Below are 21,481 nucleotides of genomic sequence, written 5' to 3'. Positions count from 1 at the left end.
AAGTCACCTTCTCTCGTTGCAGGAAACTCAACCCTATGCCTAGTAAGTCGGATTTAATTCAGACCTTCAATCCTAATACGATCGCCCTCGACAATGGGAATCTGCTGGGCCTGCCCTTTGACTACGACACAGCGGATGTGATTATTATTGGGGTGCCGTGGGAGGTAACCGTTTCCTATCGTCCGGGGACGGCTTGGGGACCACAGCGGGTGTTGGCCGCCTCTCGTCAGTTGGATATTTATGACTTTGATTATCCTGATGGTTGGCAACGAGGAATATTTATGTTGCCGATCGCAGCGGAAATTGAACAACGCAGTGGTGTTTTACGGGCACTGGTTCAACAAATTTTGGCATATCTGGAAACTGGGGGGGATCTGGAAGATCGCCCGGAACTTCGAGAGGCGCGGGATGAGGTTGAACAGGCGTGTCGCGATTTGAATCAAGGGTTATTTGCACAAACCCAGACGGCGATCGCGGCAGGCAAATGGGTTGGCATCATTGGCGGGGATCATAGTGTGCCCTTGGGCTATCTCCAGGCATTAGCCAGTCACTATGACAGCTTTGGGATTTTACACATTGATGCCCACGCGGATCTGCGGGTAGCCTATGAGGGATTTCAGTTTTCCCATGCGTCGATTATGGATAACGTGCTGCAACTGCCCCAAGTAACGAAATTAGTGCAGGTGGGCATTCGTGATCTGTGCCATGAGGAGATCGAGCGTATTCAGCAGTCCCAAGGGCGGGTGGTCCTGTATGCTGATCCATTGTTGAAGTCCAAACGCTACCACGGGGTGCCCTGGCAGACATTGTGTGAAGAAATGGTTGAGCACCTACCCCAACAGGTTTATATCAGCTTTGATGTTGATGGTCTTGATCCGAAACTCTGTCCAAACACAGGTACACCTGTTCCAGGCGGATTGGAACTCGAAGAAACCTTCTGTTTATTTCGTGAAATTGTTCGCAGTGGTCGCCAAATCATTGGCTTTGATGTGTGTGAAGTAGGGGATGGGGAATGGGATGCCAATGTGGGCGCGCGGGTGGTTTATAAACTATGTAACTTAATGGGATTATTACCCCGGATACACCCATGACCCTACTTTCCCCTGACCATCCTTGGGCAAAAACTTTAGAAGAGGCGAAAGCGATTCAGACTCAATTACGATTGCACGTCATTCGGCAGGATCAACTGGGTCCAGTTCGCTATGTCGCAGGTACCGACGTGGGGTTTGAGGATAACTATAAAATTACTAAAGCCGCCGTGGTTATTCTCCAATTTCCGAGCCTGGAATTGGTTGAAAGTCAGGTGATACGATCGCCGACGGTATTCCCCTACATCCCTGGTTTTCTATCTTTTCGGGAAGTTCCGGCCCTACTGCAAGCCTTTGAACAGTTAAAAACTCTACCCGACCTGATTCTTTGTGATGGTCAAGGGCTGGCCCATCCACGTCGCTTTGGTTTGGCGTGTCATTTGGGGGTGTTGTTGGATCGTCCGACGATCGGTGTGGCAAAATCCCTGTTTATTGGCACCCACGCCGATGTCGCACCAACGAAAGGGAGCTATGAATGGCTCTATGATGGTCAAGAAATTATTGGAGCTGTGTTGCGATCGCGCAGTTATGTAAAACCGATTTATATCTCGATCGGCCACAAGATTAGCCTGAAAACTGCAATGAATTTTGTCGAGAAATGTTTAACGAAATATCGTTTACCCGAAACGACGCGCTGGGCCGATCGATTGGCTTCTCATACACCGTAGCGTCCCTCGCCTAGGTTCCCCACTGGCAACAGGAGAAAGACTGATTGGCTGACAAAACTCGAACGACCCTCACCCCTACCCCTCACCCCAATTGGGCGAGGCTTTTGCCTCCGGTTTTGGAGTTGAAGTTCCTTCGCCCCTGGTGAGAAAAGGGATTGAGGGATGATAGGAAAAGATAGGTCTGTCAACCAGGAGGAAATACGGCACTTCCGCACTTGGTGAGGTACAGACCAGGAGCTTAAGCCCCTTGCTTGCAAGGCTTGACAGTACTGCATTAGAGAAAGATCGGCTGTAATACTGGCTCTATTATCAAACGGACCGAACGCAATGAGCGATCGCCCGTCAAGTCGAGGGAGATGATCCGGTGGGGATAGATCGGTGACGCGATCGCGCTCGCCAACTGTTGGCTGATAGTCACTATCAGATTGTGGCGGTAGCCGAACTGGTTCCGGAAGATAGTTTACAGACCGCCCAAGCCGATGGTGTTGCTAAAATCATTATGGGCAAACGGGACCATCGCTTCTTAGATGATGTATGAGTGGGATCGGTCTCCCGGTCAGTCCTAGAAATCAGTCCGTTACCGGTACTGCTAGTGGCCAGTGGCGAGGTGCTCGCTCGGATGGTGTGGGGCCGTTCAAGCAGCCCAGTCGTTAAAGCAACCCAGGGAGAAAGGTTCAGGAGGGAACGTTGATGATTCGTCCAGTGGTGGCGATCGCCCTGGGGGCCATTGCAGGGGCTTTAAGCCGATATTATGTGGAGTCAGCCATTACGTCTGTAGCTTCGACGGCCATTCCCTACGGAACCCTGCTGGTGAATGTTACGGGCTGTCTCTTGATGGGGCTATTGGCAACCCTGGCCTTGGGACAGGTGATTAATCTCCATCCCGATCTGCGGTTGCTACTTCTGACGGGCTTTTTAGGGTCTTACACAACCTTTTCGAGTTATGAATTAGAGATCGCTAAGTTGTTAGACCAGCGTCAATGGACTGCCGATTTAATCTATTGGATAGGCAGCCCGATCTTGGGGTTACTGAGCTTGCAAATCGGGATTTTAATAGCAGAGGGGATGGTCAGGCATTGGGAAGCCCGTTTGGCAGCGCAGCCCAAAAAAACACCGACCCAGGTGAGGTCCAAAGAGTCCGCACCCCGCGATCGTCCATCCTAGGCAGAGAGAGCAAGTGACTCGTACAACAAGCATAAAGTTGCGCGACGTTGGTAGTAACGACTTTAGTCGTTGCCGGCTAAAGCCTGCACTACGAACGTTACCGAATTTACTTACAGCAAGCATAACGTTGCGCGACTTTCGTAGTCACGACTTTAGTCGTTTCAGGCTAAAGCCTGCACTACGAACGTTACCAAATTTACTTTTCGAGCGACTAAATATTCAGTGACTAGACATTAGGTGGATATGGACATTGTGATTGGGATTCCCCTAGCTATTGCGATCGGTGCGATTCCGGGTGCGCTGGGTCGCTACTATCTTACCCTCTGGTTTACCCAATACTTAGGCAGTAGTTTCCCCTATGGCACCTTGATTATTAATCTATCCGGGTCTGGGCTGATGGGCTTCTTTGCCGCTTGGTTGTCCCGCATGGGGGAGTCAACCCACCTAAGTTCCTTAATTTTGGTTGGGTTTCTGGGTTCCTACACCACCTTTTCGACCTACCAATTAGATACGGCCAACCTGCTAAAAACGGGTAATTATCGCAAAATGTTGTTCTACTGGCTAGGCAGCCCGATCCTGGGCTTTATCTGCGTTGAAATGGGCATGCTTCTAGCCTTGCATCTATAGGTTTTTGGCGAATGGGGGAGCGGGGAGCAACGAATGGCTATGCGAGAGGTACAAGATACGCTAGATGCGATCGCGACGGCAGAGCAGCTCACGATTTATGTCGCAGAGGGGGCACAAACACAGGGGCAGTTGACCTATGAGGTTTCGTAGTCGCGGTTTTAACCGCGATCCCCGCCAGATGGGGGGGGCAGCGACCCGCCACCTACCCCACGGTCATCCCCCACGGTTATCCCCCAGAGTTAACGATATCCGGAACGATGTCCGGAAATATCCACACAGGGGACAGGCACGTGACTGACGATGCATATCAACGCGGTGAATCGGGGCATGATTGAGTGCAGTTGGTGTCCACGCGCGTCCCGCCATCCCCAGGGGTTTCTACTCAAAGATAGGAAATTCTGCTTAAGAGCACGCTGTGGATTATTAAGTCTGTGTAACAATATGGGGTGGTTTGGCGAGTTACACAGTTTGCTAGGCAGTGAAGACTCCTCCTCCTGAACCTTTGGGCTAACGCGAGTGTCGCTTATGGAAGCAATTTATCAATATGCATGGTTGATCCCGGTGTTGCCGCTGGTGGGCGCGCTGCTGGTCGGGGTTGGTTTGATTGCGGCCAACCAGGCCACGAATCGGCTCCGGCAGGTGAACGCGATCGTTGTCGTCTCCCTGCTGGGGGCGGCAATGGTCCTGTCCTTTGCCCTGCTGGCGAGTCAGATCCAAGGTCACCCCACCTATTTACGGGTATTTGAGTGGGCGGAGGCGGGCAGTTTCCACCTGACGATGGGCTACACGATCGATCACCTCACCGCCGTGATGCTGGCGATCGTCACCACCGTTGCCTTCCTGGTCATGATCTATACCGATGGCTACATGGCCCATGACCCTGGGTATGTACGGTTTTATGCCTATCTCAGCCTATTCAGTTCCTCGATGTTGGGGCTGGTGGTTAGTCCCAACTTAGTGCAGGTCTATGTCTTCTGGGAACTGGTGGGGATGTGTTCCTACCTGCTGATTGGCTTTTGGTACGATCGCAAGGCCGCTGCCGATGCCTGTCAAAAAGCATTTGTGACCAACCGGGTCGGTGACTTTGGCCTGCTGCTGGGGATGTTGGGCCTTTACTGGGCGACGCAAACCTTTGAGTTTGACCTCATGGGTGAGCGGTTACACAGCATGGTGGCGTCGGGCACCTTCAGTTCGGGTCTCGCCATTCTGTTTGCGATCCTGGTGTTCCTGGGTCCCGTAGCGAAGTCAGCTCAGTTCCCGCTCCATGTGTGGCTTCCGGATGCGATGGAAGGTCCCACGCCAATCTCAGCCCTGATCCATGCGGCGACGATGGTGGCGGCAGGGGTTTTCCTGATTGCCCGGATGTTCCCGGTGTTTGAGGGCATCCCGGCGGCGATGACGGTGATTGCCTACACGGGCGGGTTTACGGCCTTCCTAGGGGCAACGATCGCGATTACCCAAAACGATATTAAGAAAGGGCTGGCCTATTCCACGATTTCCCAGTTGGGCTACATGGTGATGGCGATGGGCGTGGGGGCCTACGGGGCTGGCCTATTTCACCTGATGACCCACGCCTACTTCAAGGCGATGCTGTTCCTCTGCTCCGGTTCGGTGATCCACGGCATGGAAGCGGTGGTCGGCCATGATCCGGTGCTAGCCCAGGATATGCGCCTGATGGGCGGGTTGCGTAAGTTCATGCCGATTACGGCGACGACCTTTTTGATTGGGACGCTGGCAATTTGTGGGATTCCCCCCTTCGCCGGGTTCTGGTCTAAGGATGAAATTCTTAGCTCGACGTTTGCGGCGAATCCCTCCCTGTGGGCCGTGGGTTGGCTGACGGCGGGGATTACGGCGTTCTATATGTTCCGCATGTACTTCATGACCTTTGAAGGCGACTTCCGAGGGAAGGACACGACGATCCAGAAGCAATTGTTGGCTGAAGCCGAAGCAATGGGGCTGGCAATGGCGACGGTGCCGGCCTTTGGTCCCGGTGCGATGAATCCCCAGGAATTGGTAGTCCACGGTAGTCATGGCCATAGTGACGATCACAGTCACGCCCATGATCACGGGCATGGCCACAGTGATACGCCCCACGAGTCGCCGATCACGATGACGTTGCCGTTGATGGTGTTGGCGGTGCCCTCGGTGCTGATCGGTTTAGTGGGGACGCCCTTTGCCGATTACTTTGGCGAATTTATCCATCCGCCTGTGGTAGGGGCGGCGGCATTGGCCCTCGAAGAAGCCGAAGCTTTTGATCTGGGTGAGTTTCTCCTAATGGCGGGTAGTTCCGTGGCGATCGCCCTAGCAGGAATTAGCCTGGCGGTGCTGATGTACGCCCTAGGCAAGATTGATCCGGCGGCGATCGCGGCTAAAATCCAACCCCTCTACTGGTTCTCGCGCAATAAGTGGTACCTCGATGATTTGAACGATCGCCTGTTTGTCCAGGGCAGTCGCCGTCTGGCCCGTCAGGTGATGGAGGTGGATTTGCGTGTGGTGGATGGCATGGTCAACCTGACCGGGTTTATCACCATGATTACGGGGGAAGGGTTGAAGTATTTCGAGAATGGTCGTGCCCAGTTCTATGCCCTGATTGTGTTTGGGGCGGTGCTGGGGTTGGCGATTCTCTCTGGTGTGACTTGATTACGGGCGTGTGAGTGATGAATACCGCTGATTTTCCCTGGCTGACGACGATCATCCTGTTGCCGATCGTGGCGTCTCTGCTAACTCCCCTGTTCCCGGTGAACGACAACGGCAGGGCGGTGCGCTGGTTTGCCCTGGTGGTGGGGCTGGTGGACTTTGCCCTGATTGTGGCGGCGTTTTACACCCAGTACGACCTCAGTAATCCGGAGTTGCAACTGGTGGAGCGCTATAGCTGGGTGCCCGCGATCGACCTGAACTGGTCGGTGGGGGCGGATGGCCTGTCGATGCCGCTGATTTTGCTGACGGGCTTTATTACGACGCTGGCGATTTTGGCGGCTTGGCCGGTGACGCTGAAGCCGCGTCTGTTCTATTTCCTGATGCTGGCGATGTACGGTGGCCAGATTGCCGTGTTCGCGGTGCAGGATATGCTGCTGTTCTTCCTCGCCTGGGAGTTGGAACTGATCCCGGTGTACTTGCTGCTGTCGATCTGGGGCGGCAAGGGACGGCTCTATGCGGCGACGAAGTTCATCCTGTATACGGCGGGCGGGTCGTTGTTTATTTTGGTGGCGGCGCTGGCGATGGCCTTCTACGGCGATTTTGTCACCTTTGATATGCAGTCGTTGGCGGCGAAGGATTACGCGATCGGCTTCCAGTTGCTGGTCTATGCGGGCTTCTTGATTGCCTACGCGGTGAAGTTGCCGATTTTCCCGCTGCACACCTGGCTCCCCGATGCCCACGGGGAAGCGACGGCTCCGGTCCACATGTTGCTGGCGGGGATTCTGCTGAAGATGGGGGGCTATGCCCTGATTCGGATGAATGCGGGGATGTTGCCCGATGCCCATGTTCGGTTTGCCCCGATTCTGGTGATTCTGGGGGTGGTGAATATCATCTATGCGGCCCTCACGTCCTTTGCCCAGCGCAATCTCAAGCGCAAGATCGCCTATTCGTCGATTTCCCACATGGGCTTTGTGCTGATTGGGATTGCCTCGTTCACGGATTTGGGGCTGAGTGGGGCGGTGCTGCAAATGGTGTCCCACGGGTTGATTGGGGCGAGTCTCTTCTTCCTGGTCGGGGCCACCTACGATCGCACCCATACGCTGATGCTGGATGAGATGGGCGGCGTCGGCCAAAAGATGCCGAAGATCTTTGCCATGTTTACGGCCTGTTCGCTGGCATCGTTGGCGCTGCCGGGGATGAGTGGCTTTGTGGCGGAGTTGATGGTATTTGTCGGCTTTGCCACCAGTGATGCCTACAGTTTGACCTTCCGGGTGATTGTGGTGCTGTTGGCAGCGGTGGGGGTGATTCTGACGCCGGTCTATCTGCTGTCGATGCTGCGGGAGATTTTCTACGGTCAGGAGAACCCGGAGTTGGTGTCCCACGAGGTCCTGATCGATGCCGAACCCCGCGAGGTGTTTATCATTGCGTCGCTGCTGGTGCCGATTATCGGGATTGGCCTCTATCCGAAGTTGCTAACACAGATGTATGACTCAACGACGTTGCAGTTGACGGCCCGGTTACGGGATGCGGTGCCCGCGTTGATTGCGGAGAAGAAGAGTGATGATGTGGGGGCGATCGCCTCTGCGTTTACACCCATGTCTGCGCCTGCGATTCCGGTAATCCGTTAGCGCTAGCATCGTTATTGCATTGATTTAGGGGTAGGTTTGCATCCAGATAACGGGTATCAGACTGCCCCTTTTTGCTTTTGAAATGAGTAGTAATACTCAGAAAAAGGAAAGGCAGCGATCGGGACACTCCCCAAAAAAAACCGTATTGGTGCAAACTGGGTATATGGGAGATAATGGGTTTAGCTCAGTTAGCGATTCAGCTTTTCATACAGTTCGAGTGGGACGAGGCCAAGAACTTAGATAATATTCGTAAACATGAAATTGACTTTGCTGATGTTCCTGACATGTTTGAAGGCCCAATGCTAATTGAGCTAGACAATCGCTTCGATTATGGCGAAGACCGTTGGCTGGGTATCGGTTTTCTCGGTAGTGGCGTGGCGATCGTAGTTTGGACGGAACGACAGCATAATGTAATTCGGATCATTTCAGCACGAAGGGCAAATCGACATGAGCGGCAAAGACTTGAGCAGTACCTCTCGTACTAACTGGGCTGCACTAGCAGCAATGGATGATGAAGGAATTGATTACTCTGACATTCCGCCATTGACAGAGGCGTTTTTTGAGCAGGCAACGCTACGAATTCCAGCAACTCAAGCACAGCAGTTAGTTAAAATTGAACCTGATGGGTTGCAGTGGTTTCAATCTCAAGGTGAGGAGCATAAAGATCTCATCAATGCGGTTCTGCGCCGTTATATGGAGAATCAAGAGGGTACGGTTCTAGGCCAGTGATACAGCGGTTTCGAGTAGACTGAGGGGCAAGATCGCGGCTAGAACCCTTACTGTGTAAGATATGGCTGTACCTCACTGGAGCAGGAACCGCTGTAATCACGTTCTATCGTTAGGAAATTTTAGGTGTCAATTTTGCCAACGGCTGAACAAGGCATTAGGTGTATCATTCTTTGCCAAGCATTGACGAATTCTTTTACCCCAATTTTTATAGTTCGCCTTGATGAACGCACTGGTAATGTATTTATCCTGGCTGGCGATAATCTCGAAATCGAAATATACCGTAATGGCTTCTGGAGATTTTTATAATGGAAATTAATTTTAAGGCGATGACTAAGGCAGACCTCAGAGCTTATGTCATTGCTCATCCTGATAATAAAGCAGCTTTTTATGCATTTGTAGATCGATGTACTGCTGAAGCTTCGTCAGAGACCTTTGATCTTCCTAACTCTAATGCTGACCTGGAAGTAGTTGAGCGACTGATTCAGCAGAAATTAGGCCAAGCCCAATAGTCTGAATATCTGCTCTATCCAGATTTACTCTCAATAGTTAGCGCGATCGTCTACATTAGGATAATCAGTCGTTACTGAGCGTGAGTAACCGTCATGAAATTAGACCGTATTACCAGCAATCCCAATCGGATGAATGGACAACCCTGCATTCGCGACTTGCGCCTTACCGTGCGTCGGGTGCTTGAGTTGCTAGCTACTTACCCCGATCGTCAGGAACTATTGCAAGAGTTCCCAGAGCTAGAAGATGAGGATATCCAGCAGGCCCTTATTTTTGCTTCTTCCTACTTAGACGATCGCATTATCGAACGGCCTCAAAGTGATGAAACTGCTGCTTGATCAAGGCTTGCCACGTTCTGCGGCGACTTTGCTCAGTGAGGCGGGTATCGATACAATTCATGTTGCCGATATTGGTCTGTCAGCAGCAGATGATACCAACATTCTTCAGAGAGCGAGAAATGATGAACACATAGTGGTGACTCTTGATGCTGACTTCCATACTTTACTAGCTCTGAGCGCAGCGGCTACCCCTTCTGTCATTCGCATCCGCATTGAAAGATTGCGTGCCCAAGTATTAGCTAACCTGCTTTTAAAAGTTGTTGGGGAGTTTGCCGAGGATCTAAAACAAGGGGCTATTATGACAGTTGAACCGAGTCGAGTTCGTCTGCGCCATCTGCCGTTGGTGAAGGAAAGATAACCCAGCAACTATGAAACAATCAAAAAAACTAACTTTCCAGGAATACCTTAATTATCAGGATGATACGGATCAACGTTACGAGTTAATCGACGGAGAGTTAGTTGCTTTGCCACCAGAGTCGGAATGGAATAATTGGATTGCATCTCATCTGTTCCTACTGCTAGCATCGGCTCAGATCGTTAACCCCCGCCTGATTCAGGTACATAGTTGTGAGATTTAAGTGCCTGTTTTAGGCCCCAAAGATGCAGCTAACCGCTATCCTGATCTGGTGATTTTGCGGGAGGAGCATTTGGCGCTTACCCAAAAACGGCTGACGATTACACGGGAGATGCCGCCGCCTCGCTTAGTGGTTGAAGTTGTGAGTCCAGGACGTGCTAACCGAGAAGGGGATTATGAACATAAGCATCGCCAGTATGCGGCATTATCCATTCCTGAATATTGGATTATCGATCCTGAATTAGCAACCATTACTATCTTCCAATTAGCAGAAATGGGGTATCAGGAAGTTAGCGTATTACAAGGTGAAATGCCGATCGTCTCGCCAGAGTTTGGCGATTTGGGTCTCACTGCGGCACAGATCCTTCAGGGGTAGAGCAGCGATGATCTGCGGCAAGGGCAAGATTATTCTAAGCTTTCCTGTCTCTAGGTTTTAGATGCAGCATGATGATCGTGCTGATTTTTGAATTTCCCTTACTCATCCAATGGACTCCTTACCCCATAACCACCCCGATTCAGAACGTGTGTGTAGATCATTGTTGTTTTCACATCTTTATGACCGAGTAATTCCTGTACTGTGCGAATGTCATAGCCATTTTGCAGCAAGTGAGTTGCGAAGCTGTGGCGCAGGGTATGACAACTGGCTTTTTTGTTAATTCCTACCTGCCTGATCGCGGCTTTGACTGCCTTTTGAATCACACTTTCATCCAGGTGATGACGACGAATAATGCCACTGCGCGGATCTTGAGAGCGAGTATTCGCGGGGAAAATATATTGCCAAATCCAATCGCGATCGGCGTTGGGATACTTTCGCTCTAAGGCATAGGGGAGATACACCTGACCGTAGCCTTGGTGAAGATCCTGCTGGTATTGGTGTTTAACCATGACTAAATGGGCCTGAAGCCGGTCAATGACTCGTTGGGGGAGCATGGTTAACCGATCCTGGTTGCCCTTGGTATCCCTCACAATGATTTGCTGCTGACCAAAGTCAATGTCTTTCACCCGTAGGCGCAGCCCTTCATTGAGGCGTAGTCCTGCTCCATAGAGCAATTCAGCGACTAATTGAGGCGTGCCCGTCATGGCCCCAAGGAGTGCCTTTACCTCAGCAACCGTAAGAACAGTGGGCAGGTGTTTGGGGCGTTTGGCGCGAATCGCATCCATGTCCCCTGGTAGGGGTTGTTGGAGAACGTAACGGTAGAGGAAAAGCAGGGCACTCAGGGCTTGGTTTTGGGTGGAGGCGGCAACGTTTTCGGCAACCGCAAGATGGGTCAGGAAGGCTTCGACCTCCGCTGCGCCCATGTCCTTTGGGTGGCGTTTGTTATGGAAAAGGATATAACGACGAATCCAGGCCACATAGCTCTGCTCAGTACGGTAACTGTAGTGTTTGAGCCTTACCGCATCTCGGACTTGGTCAAGGAGCTTGCGTTTTGGGGGTTCTGGAGGTAACGGTTCCATCTCACTAACTGGCCGTATAACACCCCCTTAAGTTTAGCACTCAAAGCTTTTCTGTGACTGACTTTCAGCCTTTTTAAGGGGGAGTGCATATCCGCCAAATTCCTTCTAATCCCTGCTTGCCCAGAAGCTAAAAGTCTTATCCAGCAAGGCTTATGCCGCCGTCGTAAACATTTGTATATCAAGCGATTAGCCGTGTTTGACACCTTGAGGGTTATAGCCATATACTAGCGAGAAGAGCTATGGTAAGGTTTTAGCTTTCTGTCAAGCGTCCAGGAGTTAGACTGCCAATCGCGGTCTAATTGATAGTTAGCTGGCTCTATCTCGTCTGTGGGACACCCACAAAGCTTACCTGTTTTCCAAAGATCAAGCTAAGTCAATCTCGTTAACAAGTTGTAAAACGCTGTTATACAAAGGTTCTGCTACCCAAAATCCAGCTTCATTGATCAACGCATCTAATAGCGGTTTCACCTCAGCTATCAAGCCTTTATTTTTCGCTTCGACTAAGATTCCCAAGATACCTGTGTAGCGAAGGTTCAGCCTGCTAGCAACTAACCGACCTCGGCGTTCATCAATCAAAACTTGATCAGCTTGCATCTCGACTGCCAGAGCGATCGCTTCTGCTTCTCCAATATCAAGTTCATTACTCAGTGCTTCGACAAGGGTACGATCGCTAATAGTACGAGTTTCAATCCAGTCAAAGGTTTGCACTTCAGTCGCACCTGCAACAAGAAAATTGGGGTCGGTTAATTCTCGATAAACAGCTTCGGGAATAAAAACCGTTCCATATAGTTGATGAAGAAGGTGGAGGTGATTGATTGCAGCAAGGTTGTTGATGGGTGATGTGTCACTGACGATAATCACAATCTACCCATCTCCCGCAGGTTTTGAATGTCCTGCTCAAAATCTTCTACTCCATAATGTACTGGGATACGACGGCTAGCGAGTAGGTGCTGAAAGGCTACACGGTGCATTCCTGCAAAACGACTAGCCTGAGCAAGGGTAAGCTTTTCCTGTTGAAACAGCATAATAGCAATTTCCTGAAGCATTTCAGCCTCAGACATGCGAGTTGCAGTTAAAATTTCGTCAGGGACAATAACGCTCATGGCTAAATTCCTTGCTACTCCTACTATTTTATGCTTCTAAGGCAGCAAATGTCTGTGTTCCGCTCAATCCAGCTAACTTCACCGTTATGTGGCTCTTTGAGGGATCTGCTTGCTTGAGTCAAATTATCGAACTGCTCAGAATCCCTAAAATTCCTAGACTGGGGTTGACAAGCATCCTACCTATTGGTAGGATGTATTTATGGAACAGACAGACACCAAAACCCTTATCCTTGATGTCGCTCAAGATCTGATTCAACGCCTTGGCGTGAACGGCATGAGTTACCAAGACATCAGCGCCAGAGTTGGGATTCGTAAGGCTAGTATTCACACGCATTTTCCCAAAAAGGAAGATCTGCTGGTGGCACTACTGGATCGCTATAGCGATCGCTTTCTGCGGATCGTTGACGGCATCTTGATGTCTAGTGACTCCTCGGAGGTGAAACTGCGTCGTTATTGTGGTTTGTTTGAGGCGACACTCAGCAGTGGCAACCAGGATAAAGCCTGTCTTTGTGCCATGTTTGGGGCAGAGTTGCAAACGTTAAACGATCCTTCAGCGGAAAGGGTTCGTCAATTTTATCAAGCCAATCGCGAACGTTTAGTGACGCTGCTGGAGGCGGGACGGCAGGACGGGAGTTTTGCCTTTCCGGGTGATGTGCAGGCGATGGCATCGTTGATTTTTGGCGCGTTAGAAGGGGGAATGCTAGTGGCGCGAGTTCAGGGTGGAGCCGCCCAGTTTCACCAGGATATCGAGCAACTTTTGCACCTCATCAAAGGGTAAATTTTTTTATTCATTAAACATCCATCTAGTAGGAAGTAAAAAGAATGAATACCACGATCGGAATTTTGGGAACGGGCAGAATGGGAGTGCGTTTAGCGCAAATGTTTGCCCGCACCGGACAACGTTCGATACGTTGATGCGGGTTGGCTGGCTAATGCCCGCACGATCGAGCGCATGACTTTGTTGAGCGGCGAATTAGGGCAACGCTATGGCTATGTTCCGCGCATGAACTATAAATTGCTGGGTGAACCTTGGACAGTGGGACAGCACGATCGTGTAGCACACCTGATTGCTAGCCATCCAACCACTTAAGAGGTTGACACGATGGATTAAGACCAAAATCTATACTACTGGAGGCGGCTATGCAACTAACCAAACAATCTCTTTCACAACGCTCTGAGCACATTTATGATGTGCTGGTGGTCGGGGGTGGAGCGGCTGGGTTGTCGGCGGGTATTTATCTGCAACGCTATTTGCTATCTACACTCATCATCGATAAGGGCAAGGCTCGATCGTTCTGGATGCAGGAATTACACAACTATCTGGGCTTACCGCCGGATACGCCTGGGAAAGAGGTGCTGAAGCAGGGGAAAAATCATTATTTGTCACTGGATGGTGATTATTTGAATGGCTATGTAGAAGAAGTCGTTGATGAAGGTGAAACGTTCGCAGTAAAGGTACGAATTGGTCGCACAAACCCCACGTATACCGTATTTCGCAGTCGTTATCTAATTGCCGCCAGTGGCATTATTGACCACTTACCCAAACTGGACGATATGCAAAATGTGTTTGATTATGCGGGACATAATCTGCATGTTTGTTTGATTTGTGATGGGTATGAAATGCGGGATAAACGGGCAGGGGTCTTTGGCAGCAGCGAATCCAGTTTGGAGGTGGCGTTTCCCCTAGGCTGGTTCACACCTTATATCACGCTATTCACCAATGGTGAGTTTATTGTGAGTGCAGAGTTTCGCGATCGTCTGACTCAAAATGGCTACCGTTTGGTTGAACGACCCATCAAAAAGTTCCTGGGCGAGAACCATCAGATGACCGGGGTAGAACTGGCCGATGGCTCTGTAGTGGAACTCGATACGGGGCTGGTTTCCATGGGTTCTAAGTACCATGCAGATTATCTCCAAGGCATCGACCTGGAATACAAGGGCGGCAACTTGGTCACTGACAGCATGAACCGCACCTCCCATCCCCGCATTTTTGCTGTAGGCGACTTGAAAGTTGGCATGAATCAAGTGGTGATTGCTGCTGCCGATGGCGCATTAGCGGCCACCCAAATCTGGCGAGATATTCGTCGGATTGAGGGGACACGGCGATCGCCCCTACCAAGGGCTGTCTAACAAATTTTGCTAGTTCTATTTATGGATTGGAGGTATCTATGGCGCACGTTGAGATTTACACCTGGAGTACTTGTCCCTTTTGTCATCGGGCTAAAAGGCTGCTGGATCAAAAAGGAGTAACCTACACCGAATACACCATTGATGATGATGAAGTTGCCAGGGATGCGATGGTAGCACGGGGAACGAACGGTCAACGCACTGTGCCCCAGATCTTTATTGACGATCGCCATGTTGGTGGCAGCGATGATTTGTATCGATTAGAGCGGGCAGGAAAATTGGATGAATTGCTTGGTTTCACTGAGGTGCGATCGTAAGGCCTTTTCCGGTTGATTCTGAGACCTACAGAGTCACAGTGGGCAAATTGCACCTGTTTTACGACGGTGAACATGGCAATATCCAATCCTAATGAGAGGCGGACGAAGCTACTGTCTGGGTCAATGCTGATGCCCAGTCGGAGAAAGCTAATCTCACACCTGTTCAAGGGTGAGGCTTGAATCAGCGATCGCTATTTTTTGTCTATCAACAACGATTGAATTGCAGGAGAACAATAATGATTAAGCTCTATGGTCACGAACTATCCGGTAACAGCTACAAAGTGCGGTTGCTTTTGGAACTGCTCAACCTTGACTACGAATGGATCAAAGTAGACCTGATGAAAGGTGAACACAAGGCTCCCGAATACCTAGCATTAAATCCCTTTGGACAGGTTCCTCTCTTGGTGGATGGCGAGACAAAATTGGCTGATGCTCAGGCAATTCTTGTCTACTTGGCGCGGCAATATGGCGGCGAGCAGTGGTTGCCTCTGGAACCGTTGCCCCTAGCTCAAGTGGTTCGCTGGCTGTCTACAACGGCAGGAGAAGTGCGGCAGGGACCAGAAAACGCACGGCTGTACCATTTATTCCGAGCGACCAGCATCAACATCGAACGGGCGCACCAGAAGGCTGAATACATTCTCACTCAGCTTGATCAGCACCTGAGTAGCCATACATGGCTGGAGTTTGAACGTCCCACGATCGCCGATGTTGCCGTCTTTCCTTACGTTGCCCTTGCTCCCGATGGCAAGATTGACCTAACTCCCTATCCCCATGTCCCCGCCTGGATCGATCGCATCAAACATCTCCCTGGTTATATCCCCATGACCGGACTATAGATCGCACCCTGATAACCCTCACATGGATAGAAAGCCGTATGGTAACTCCTGGCTGGACTCATTCAGAATCCCCTTTTCATGAAGGTGAACTGGCGATTCAAAAACACTTGGGCGTACAAGAGCGTATGGACAAACAGGGACGGCGAGTGATTCGTGAGTTCCTTCCCGATCAACATCGCCAATTCTTTGCCCAATTGCCCTATGTGATTGTGGGGACAGTAGATGCCTCAGGGCATCCCTGGGCTTCCATCCTGGTGGGTAACCCTGGCTTTCTCTCCTCTCCCGACGATCGCACCTTGCAAGTCACTGCCCAACCTTTATTTGGCGATCCGCTGGGGACAAATCTGGCAGAGGGTATTGATATTGGCTTTCTCGGCATTGAACTACCCACGCGCCGCCGTAACCGCATGAATGGCATTGTTACCAGCGTTCGCAATGATGGCTTTGAGGTACAAGTCCAGCAAAGCTTTGGCAACTGTCCCCAATACATCCAGGCTCGCCAGTCAGAATTACAGCCGTTCAATGCTTCAGACCCAAAGCCAGTCCATTCGGTGGATCATTTTGGGATAGCAGAACAGGCAATGATCGCAACGGCAGACACCTTTTTTATTGCCACTGCTTATCAGGCAACATCAGCGGGAATGGCGAGTGGTGTGGATGTTTCCCATCGGGGAGGAAAACCAGGGTTTGTCAGAATTGATGATGACCATACCCTGACGATTCCTGATTTCTCTGGGAATAACCACTTCAACACCTTTGGCAATTTAGCGCTCAATCCCCATGCCGGATTGCTGTTTATTGATTTTCAGCAGGGTGACCTGTTGTATCTCACAGGAACGGCGGAAGTGATTTGGGAAGGGGCAGAAATTCGGCACTATGCCGGAGCAGAACGACTTTTGCGCTTTCATCTTCAGCACGGCTATCGAGTCTCGGCAAGTCTGCCTATCCGCTGGTCAGAGCCTGAATTTTCCCCGTTTTTAGAGCCACTCGGCTCATGGTAACGCTACATTTTTTGGAGCGCACAATGAAACTACATACGGATTACAGTCAACGGGTGGTGATCGCCACCAATGATATTCCCTGGCTCGATTCGCCCATGCCGGGTGTGCAACGGCGAATGCTGGAACGGGATGGCGAAGAAGTTGCCCGCGCCACCTCGATCGTTCGCTACGCCCCCAATAGCCACTTCTCAGCTCATACCCACGGTGGTGGTGAAGAGTTTTTCGTCCTCGACGGTGTTTTTTCTGACGAATCTGGTGATTATCCAGCGGGCAGCTATATCCGCAACCCCGTTGGATCGACCCATACGCCGTTCAGTCACGACGGTTGCACCATTTTGGTCAAACTCTGGCAAATGCACCCGCATGACCAACAACGGCTGGCGATTTCGACAACGCAAGCGCCCTGGATTCCAGGTTTGGTCAAGGGGCTAGAAGTCATGCCACTCCACAGCTTTGGGTCAGAGCAAGTGGCACTGGTGAAATGGGCACCGGGTACTCAATTCTCGCATCATACTCATTGGGGCGGGGAGGAAATTTTTGTTCTGGAGGGTGTTTTTGAGGATGAATGGGGTACCTATCCGCAGGGTACTTGGTTACGCAGTCCTCATGGTAGTCGTCACACGCCCTTTAGCCGTCAAGGTTGTATGATTTACGTCAAAACTGGGCATTTACCTTCGGCGATCGCCCCTGAACGCTCTCAGGCAGCATCCTCCCTGTCGCATTAACCTAATCATTCATTGACATTTCACCTCTGGAACTTCTATGGAAACTAAACCCCCCTTACCCCCGTTTACCCTGGAAACTGCTCAAGCGAAAGTGCAAGCGGCTGAAGATGCCTGGAACACCCGTAACCCAGAACAAGTAGCACTGGCCTATACCGAAGATTCGGAATGGCGCAATCGGTCTGAATTTTTCAGTGGGCGAGCCGCTATCAAAGAATTTCTTCAACGCAAGTGGAAAAAAGAACTAGACTACCGCTTAAAGAAAGAACTCTGGTGCTTTATGGACAATCGGATTGCGGTGCGGTTTGAGTACGAATGGCATGATGATTCAGGTTTCTGGTATCGTTCCTATGGCAACGAGAACTGGGAGTTTGCCGAAAATGGTCTGATGATGCGTCGGTTAGCCAGCATTAACGATGTCCCAATCCAAGAGTCAGACCGAAAATTTCGTTGGGAACGCACCTGAAGCACACATAACAAGCCCAATGCACCGGAACAATGTTAAGCAATCGGCGAGTTGCAAAGGGTGTCTGTGTCCGGTGATTGGGAGCGTTATGCCGCAGCGATATTGGTTGGGGTATAGCGAAGAGTTACCTGTGCAGCACTGTAACTATGATTTTTAAGGAGGAACTGCAATGGCTAATAATGAAACAGCCACAGGGTCAAACCCACAAGGTATGCAGATAATCATCGGTTTGACAGGATTTGCTTCTCAACAGGGAGATTTTAGAGTATACAAAGAGCGATTAACACGGATTGAACTGCCTGAAAACTTCAATGCTACTCATATTGAGTTGATGAAGAAAGACCTTGCAGCTATCATCAAAATCGCAGAGCAGCAACCGCAAGACTCCCTATCCCTCAATAATGCAGTACTAAAATACGACTTACAAGCAGCCAATCAACTTGCAGGCAAAATAGGTTTAACTGAAGAGAATTTACGTGCCAATGGTGGTGATGTGTGAGGTGTGGTAGCTGCTATTGCTATTGCTGCGCGATACTTCTCGCGTCTGACTCACCGACTTCCCCCCGGAGCCTAGCCCATCTGGATCTGACGCTGGTTCAGGCTGAAAACTCAGTTTGAGTTGGGGTGGGCAATGTCCACACCCTTTCCACTTGGAGTAATATAGGGATAGGTTCCAAGAGGGTAGAGCTATGGCTTTAGAACCAGACGATCATGTTGCAATTATTCGTACCGACCGTGGCTTGACAATATCAGGTACACGCATCACTCTCTACGATGTGATGGATTATGTGACTGCCCAATACCCTCCTAAGTTCATTCGTGCTCTTTTCAATCTGACAGAGGATCAGATTAACGCTGCTCTTGCATACATCAAGACAAATCGTGCTGAAGTTGAAGCTGAGTATCAAATTGTACTGAAGGAGTCTGAAGAACTCCGCCAGTATTATGAAGAGCGAAATCGTGATCTTATTGCCCGACTTGCGGTAAAGCCACCTAAACCTGGTATGGAGGCTGCTTGGGAAAAGTTGCAAGCACAGAAAGTAAAACATCAAGCCCAACTTGAGTCCCATAGATGATTTTCCTGGTCGATCATAACCTTGAGGGACATGCTCTACTTTTGTCAGGCAATATCGCTAGTCTAGGCTGGCTAGAAATACTATCAATTCATTTTGTTACGTTTGCAGAAGTTGAATTAGCTGTTGCTAGTGATGACAGAGTAGTTTGGCGATTTGCACAGGCAAACCAAATGGTTCTGCTCACAGCGAATAGAAGCATGAAAGGTAAGAATTCGCTGGAGCAAGTGATGCGTGAAGAAAATACATCCACTTCACTGCCTGTTGTCACGATTGGAGATGCTGATCGAGTTCTAACTGAGCCTGACTACCGTAATCGTTGTGTTGATCGGCTGATTGAAATCGTATTTGATATTGATGATTACAGGGGTACGATGAGGCTTTTCATTCCATAGATCTGATTGTTCAAACAATAGCTATAGTAGTAGCAATCGTATCGTTAGGAAACACGGCATAACAACCCCAATGCACCTGACCGCCAAGAGCTTGTCTGTGAGTCTTCAAAGTTATCTGCGGCGGGTGATTGGGAACGTTATCCATTCTACTCTGTTAGGGAGGACAAATGCAATCCAACCAACCGTAAGTTCCTCCCTAACTATCAGGCTGAACCATCCTTTAGCACCGACAAACAAGTCGTGAAGGGTTGCCCAACAAGAAACCTTGAGGCGAAGTTTAACGAGCGATCGCGCCACCGCACCCCGCAAATCCTGACTACAAAACCACCAACTGGGAGGGAACCACCCGGCAGAATCGGTTTCAGCCGATTCTGCTTGTTTGGGTTTGGAGAGATACTTAGCCAGATAACCACCGGCTTCACCTCGAACTGGCTCTACCCGACCAGCAGCAGAAAAACGAGAACGAATGCACTCAGGGCAAATTTCTTGCACAGCTTCAAACAGAAGTTTGTCTAACACGATGGGCTGCACTAACCAACTCTGGTAACGGTTACGCCGACCGACAAAGACCAGGTGTAAGTGAGGGTTGCCGTTTTTCTGAAGCTCGGTTACACCCACGTAGTGTTGAGGTAGCCGAAGTTTCTTCAGCCAGTATTGCAACTTCTTGAGAAGGAGACGGACTAGACGACTCCAGTTTGCCTTCACCTGGTCGCAGTACTCAGGGGGAAACGTCCAGGTGAGAAAGGATAGACAGTTCGGGTAGTACTTCGACAGAATCGCACAAGCATCGAGAATCGTTAGCTTACCTTTGCTGGTTAGTCCCTTACTTCCACGGGGGGCGCGTTCGCATTTTTCCGAGTTAGGGTGCCTAGACAAGCCCAATAGAGAGCCAGTCACAAATCCGGACGGATGTACTATAACGGTGTAGTTCATGATTTATGCCCTCGATGAAACAGCTAGAAATTGAACCTGGTCGCCACCAGATTCAAATTACGATTGACGGGAAACTATCTGCAAAAAACCTGAAACTCATTACTGAGCTTGCGAAGGCACTGGCGGAGAATCTAGCCTGTTCAAGCGATTGATTGCCTGTTCAATTCGCTCACGAGATGGATTCTTACCCAAGTAGATAGAGCGAACTTTACCGCGGGATGGAACCCGGAGATACCAGTAACGGTTGCCGGGTTTTATTTCTTTCAACTCAATCCAAGCCATGAATACCTCCAGGTGCCTAGTCGGTTGTTTTACAGATGAGAGAGAGAGAAACCAAGGGAAAAGGTGTTTGAGAAATTGCACTCTAAACTTGGCAAATCTGAGCGCTGAAGCCCTTGCTCAACCTGCCCCGGTATTCAGATTAAAAGCAAGGGCTGAAGCGCCAAGAAAAACAAGTGCGGCACGGGGCAAGCGACGTAGGAGCGCCGGGGCCGCCGCAACCTTTTCAGGTCTCCATTGTTGCCGGGTTGGCTGGAGCGGAAGGCTCGTCAGCATTAGCTAGCGAAAGCCTGGAGCGAAAGCCTGGGAGCGTTAGCGACCTAGAGCCGTCGGCTCTCCGGCAACTGGAGACCACAGGGGGTAATGCTTCAGAAATTGCGATCGCTGCTGTCACGTCTGCGAATCTGAAAGCCTTCTTTCTTCAAGAAGCACTCAATATCGGTAAGACGTTCACTTAGAGAGTCGAGCCGACTATCCAGCTTTGACCAAACCGCGATCGCGGTTGAAGCTATCGTGACGATTCCAAGAAGCAACTCAATGCCCATACACCCTGGCTAACAAGACGCTGCACCGGACGAAACAACACTTGTCTATCAGAGTTCAAGACTGCATATCGCCGGTGAGCTTGTTCGTTAGGCTGATTGGCTTTGCTGCAAGCGCATCAGTATAGTAGTTGCATTTAGGTGTTCATTTTTGTTAGCTTGTTTCGCAAGCTTATATTTATGAAGAACGATGCTTGAGGACAATCAAAGTATCAATAAAAATGATGATGTGGGTAGAGTACTGTTGATTGACTTGGAAAATTGTCCTGGCC

At 50.3% G+C, this 21,481-nt stretch carries 28 protein-coding genes and 1 pseudogene; 24 read left to right on the top strand and 5 right to left on the bottom strand.

Going from position 1 to position 21,481, the window contains the following annotated elements; translation table 11 throughout:
* The first annotated feature begins 35 nt into the window (after nucleotides 1-35).
* Both ACWIUF_RS10870 and nfi read left to right on the top strand, forming a co-directional pair.
* Entirely contained in the window at nucleotides 36-1,091 is a 1,056-nt protein-coding gene (locus ACWIUF_RS10870) for an agmatinase family protein (RefSeq protein WP_448572386.1), read from the top strand.
* On the top strand, nucleotides 1,088-1,756 hold the full coding sequence (nfi, locus tag ACWIUF_RS10865; RefSeq protein ID WP_448572385.1) for a deoxyribonuclease V: 669 nt from the start codon (nucleotides 1,088-1,090) through the stop codon (nucleotides 1,754-1,756). The genes ACWIUF_RS10870 and nfi overlap by 4 nt, the downstream gene beginning before the upstream one ends.
* 274 nt (nucleotides 1,757-2,030) lie before the next feature.
* Here the strand turns inward: nfi and ACWIUF_RS10860 are convergent, their stop codons facing one another.
* Nucleotides 2,031-2,174: a hypothetical protein gene (locus tag ACWIUF_RS10860; protein WP_448572384.1), complete on the bottom strand. Its 144-nt coding sequence runs from the start codon at nucleotides 2,172-2,174 to the stop codon at nucleotides 2,031-2,033.
* A 272-nt stretch (nucleotides 2,175-2,446) separates the two neighbouring features.
* On the opposite strand from ACWIUF_RS10860, the gene crcB (ACWIUF_RS10855) reads away from it, so the two are divergent.
* The 11 genes and pseudogenes from crcB (ACWIUF_RS10855) to ACWIUF_RS10805 all read left to right on the top strand — a co-directional run bounded on the left by crcB (ACWIUF_RS10855) (nucleotide 2,447) and on the right by ACWIUF_RS10805 (nucleotide 10,336).
* Nucleotides 2,447-2,920, top strand: a complete 474-nt coding sequence (crcB, locus tag ACWIUF_RS10855) for a fluoride efflux transporter CrcB (RefSeq protein WP_448572383.1) — start codon at nucleotides 2,447-2,449, stop codon at nucleotides 2,918-2,920.
* 243 nt (nucleotides 2,921-3,163) lie between these two features.
* Entirely contained in the window at nucleotides 3,164-3,547 is a 384-nt protein-coding gene (gene crcB, locus ACWIUF_RS10850; protein ID WP_448572382.1) for a fluoride efflux transporter CrcB, read from the top strand.
* A 525-nt stretch (nucleotides 3,548-4,072) separates the two neighbouring features.
* The gene (locus ACWIUF_RS10845) at nucleotides 4,073-6,187 is read left to right on the top strand and encodes an NAD(P)H-quinone oxidoreductase subunit 5 (protein ID WP_448572381.1); all 2,115 of its coding nucleotides are present in this window, start codon (nucleotides 4,073-4,075) and stop codon (nucleotides 6,185-6,187) included.
* Between the two features lie 17 nt (nucleotides 6,188-6,204).
* Nucleotides 6,205-7,812, top strand: a complete 1,608-nt coding sequence (gene ndhD1 / locus ACWIUF_RS10840; RefSeq protein WP_448572380.1) for a photosynthetic/respiratory NAD(P)H-quinone oxidoreductase subunit D1 — start codon at nucleotides 6,205-6,207, stop codon at nucleotides 7,810-7,812.
* Nucleotides 7,813-7,985: 173 nt separating this feature from the next.
* Complete coding sequence (locus ACWIUF_RS10835) at nucleotides 7,986-8,297, top strand: BrnT family toxin (protein WP_448572379.1); 312 nt, start codon at nucleotides 7,986-7,988, stop codon at nucleotides 8,295-8,297.
* A gap of 19 nt (nucleotides 8,298-8,316) precedes the next feature.
* A complete protein-coding gene (locus ACWIUF_RS10830; RefSeq protein ID WP_448572378.1) occupies nucleotides 8,317-8,541 on the top strand; it encodes a BrnA antitoxin family protein in 225 nt (74 codons plus the stop codon).
* Between the two features lie 123 nt (nucleotides 8,542-8,664).
* Nucleotides 8,665-8,847, top strand: a complete 183-nt coding sequence (locus tag ACWIUF_RS10825) for a DUF6888 family protein (RefSeq protein WP_448572377.1) — start codon at nucleotides 8,665-8,667, stop codon at nucleotides 8,845-8,847.
* Nucleotides 8,847-9,050, top strand: a complete 204-nt coding sequence (locus tag ACWIUF_RS10820; RefSeq protein ID WP_448572376.1) for a DUF6887 family protein — start codon at nucleotides 8,847-8,849, stop codon at nucleotides 9,048-9,050. Before ACWIUF_RS10825 ends, ACWIUF_RS10820 begins: the two co-directional genes overlap by 1 nt.
* Before the next feature lie 93 nt (nucleotides 9,051-9,143).
* Nucleotides 9,144-9,386, top strand: a complete 243-nt coding sequence (locus ACWIUF_RS10815) for a DUF433 domain-containing protein (protein WP_448572375.1) — start codon at nucleotides 9,144-9,146, stop codon at nucleotides 9,384-9,386.
* Nucleotides 9,370-9,744 (top strand): DUF5615 family PIN-like protein, encoded by a 375-nt coding sequence (locus tag ACWIUF_RS10810; protein ID WP_448572374.1) that lies wholly within the window; start codon nucleotides 9,370-9,372, stop codon nucleotides 9,742-9,744. Before ACWIUF_RS10815 ends, ACWIUF_RS10810 begins: the two co-directional genes overlap by 17 nt.
* Before the next feature lie 10 nt (nucleotides 9,745-9,754).
* Nucleotides 9,755-10,336 (top strand): annotated as a pseudogene (locus ACWIUF_RS10805) (Uma2 family endonuclease).
* A 98-nt stretch (nucleotides 10,337-10,434) separates the two neighbouring features.
* On the opposite strand, the gene ACWIUF_RS10800 reads toward ACWIUF_RS10805, so the two are convergent.
* From ACWIUF_RS10800 to ACWIUF_RS10790, 3 genes are all read right to left on the bottom strand, one after another.
* Nucleotides 10,435-11,415 (bottom strand): integron integrase, encoded by a 981-nt coding sequence (locus ACWIUF_RS10800; protein WP_448572373.1) that lies wholly within the window; start codon nucleotides 11,413-11,415, stop codon nucleotides 10,435-10,437.
* 363 nt (nucleotides 11,416-11,778) lie between these two features.
* Entirely contained in the window at nucleotides 11,779-12,276 is a 498-nt protein-coding gene (locus ACWIUF_RS10795) for a DUF3368 domain-containing protein (RefSeq protein WP_448572372.1), read from the bottom strand.
* Nucleotides 12,273-12,518, bottom strand: coding sequence for a UPF0175 family protein (locus ACWIUF_RS10790; RefSeq protein ID WP_448572371.1), 246 nt, complete (start codon nucleotides 12,516-12,518; stop codon nucleotides 12,273-12,275). Before ACWIUF_RS10790 ends, ACWIUF_RS10795 begins: the two co-directional genes overlap by 4 nt.
* Before the next feature lie 199 nt (nucleotides 12,519-12,717).
* On the opposite strand from ACWIUF_RS10790, the gene ACWIUF_RS10785 reads away from it, so the two are divergent.
* The 11 genes from ACWIUF_RS10785 to ACWIUF_RS10735 all read left to right on the top strand — a co-directional run bounded on the left by ACWIUF_RS10785 (nucleotide 12,718) and on the right by ACWIUF_RS10735 (nucleotide 19,455).
* On the top strand, nucleotides 12,718-13,296 hold the full coding sequence (locus tag ACWIUF_RS10785) for a TetR/AcrR family transcriptional regulator (RefSeq protein WP_448572370.1): 579 nt from the start codon (nucleotides 12,718-12,720) through the stop codon (nucleotides 13,294-13,296).
* A gap of 105 nt (nucleotides 13,297-13,401) precedes the next feature.
* The gene (locus tag ACWIUF_RS10780) at nucleotides 13,402-13,608 is read left to right on the top strand and encodes a hypothetical protein (RefSeq protein WP_448572369.1); all 207 of its coding nucleotides are present in this window, start codon (nucleotides 13,402-13,404) and stop codon (nucleotides 13,606-13,608) included.
* Between the two features lie 50 nt (nucleotides 13,609-13,658).
* On the top strand, nucleotides 13,659-14,648 hold the full coding sequence (locus ACWIUF_RS10775) for an NAD(P)/FAD-dependent oxidoreductase (protein ID WP_448572368.1): 990 nt from the start codon (nucleotides 13,659-13,661) through the stop codon (nucleotides 14,646-14,648).
* A gap of 38 nt (nucleotides 14,649-14,686) precedes the next feature.
* Entirely contained in the window at nucleotides 14,687-14,962 is a 276-nt protein-coding gene (grxC, locus tag ACWIUF_RS10770; RefSeq protein WP_448572367.1) for a glutaredoxin 3, read from the top strand.
* Nucleotides 14,963-15,198: 236 nt separating this feature from the next.
* Nucleotides 15,199-15,798 carry a glutathione S-transferase family protein gene (locus ACWIUF_RS10765; protein ID WP_448572366.1) on the top strand — a complete coding sequence of 200 codons (600 nt, stop codon included), beginning with the start codon at nucleotides 15,199-15,201 and terminating at the stop codon, nucleotides 15,796-15,798.
* Between the two features lie 38 nt (nucleotides 15,799-15,836).
* Nucleotides 15,837-16,799, top strand: coding sequence for a pyridoxamine 5'-phosphate oxidase family protein (locus ACWIUF_RS10760; RefSeq protein WP_448572365.1), 963 nt, complete (start codon nucleotides 15,837-15,839; stop codon nucleotides 16,797-16,799).
* A gap of 23 nt (nucleotides 16,800-16,822) precedes the next feature.
* Complete coding sequence (locus tag ACWIUF_RS10755) at nucleotides 16,823-17,524, top strand: cupin domain-containing protein (protein ID WP_448572364.1); 702 nt, start codon at nucleotides 16,823-16,825, stop codon at nucleotides 17,522-17,524.
* Between the two features lie 37 nt (nucleotides 17,525-17,561).
* Nucleotides 17,562-17,987 (top strand): nuclear transport factor 2 family protein, encoded by a 426-nt coding sequence (locus ACWIUF_RS10750; protein WP_448572363.1) that lies wholly within the window; start codon nucleotides 17,562-17,564, stop codon nucleotides 17,985-17,987.
* Between the two features lie 169 nt (nucleotides 17,988-18,156).
* On the top strand, nucleotides 18,157-18,486 hold the full coding sequence (locus ACWIUF_RS10745; protein ID WP_448572362.1) for a hypothetical protein: 330 nt from the start codon (nucleotides 18,157-18,159) through the stop codon (nucleotides 18,484-18,486).
* Between the two features lie 190 nt (nucleotides 18,487-18,676).
* A complete protein-coding gene (locus ACWIUF_RS10740) occupies nucleotides 18,677-19,063 on the top strand; it encodes a DUF433 domain-containing protein (protein ID WP_448572361.1) in 387 nt (128 codons plus the stop codon).
* A complete protein-coding gene (locus tag ACWIUF_RS10735; protein WP_448572360.1) occupies nucleotides 19,060-19,455 on the top strand; it encodes an ACP S-malonyltransferase in 396 nt (131 codons plus the stop codon). Before ACWIUF_RS10740 ends, ACWIUF_RS10735 begins: the two co-directional genes overlap by 4 nt.
* 111 nt (nucleotides 19,456-19,566) lie before the next feature.
* Here ACWIUF_RS10735 and ACWIUF_RS10730 read toward each other — a convergent pair whose 3' ends face one another.
* Nucleotides 19,567-20,388: a rolling circle replication-associated protein gene (locus ACWIUF_RS10730; protein ID WP_448572359.1), complete on the bottom strand. Its 822-nt coding sequence runs from the start codon at nucleotides 20,386-20,388 to the stop codon at nucleotides 19,567-19,569.
* Nucleotides 20,389-21,481 lie beyond the last annotated feature (1,093 nt).

It is taken from the genome of Trichothermofontia sp. (assembly GCF_053493415.1).
Note: the sequence above shows the minus strand (reverse complement) of the source record. Positions and strands in the feature narration are given on the sequence as shown.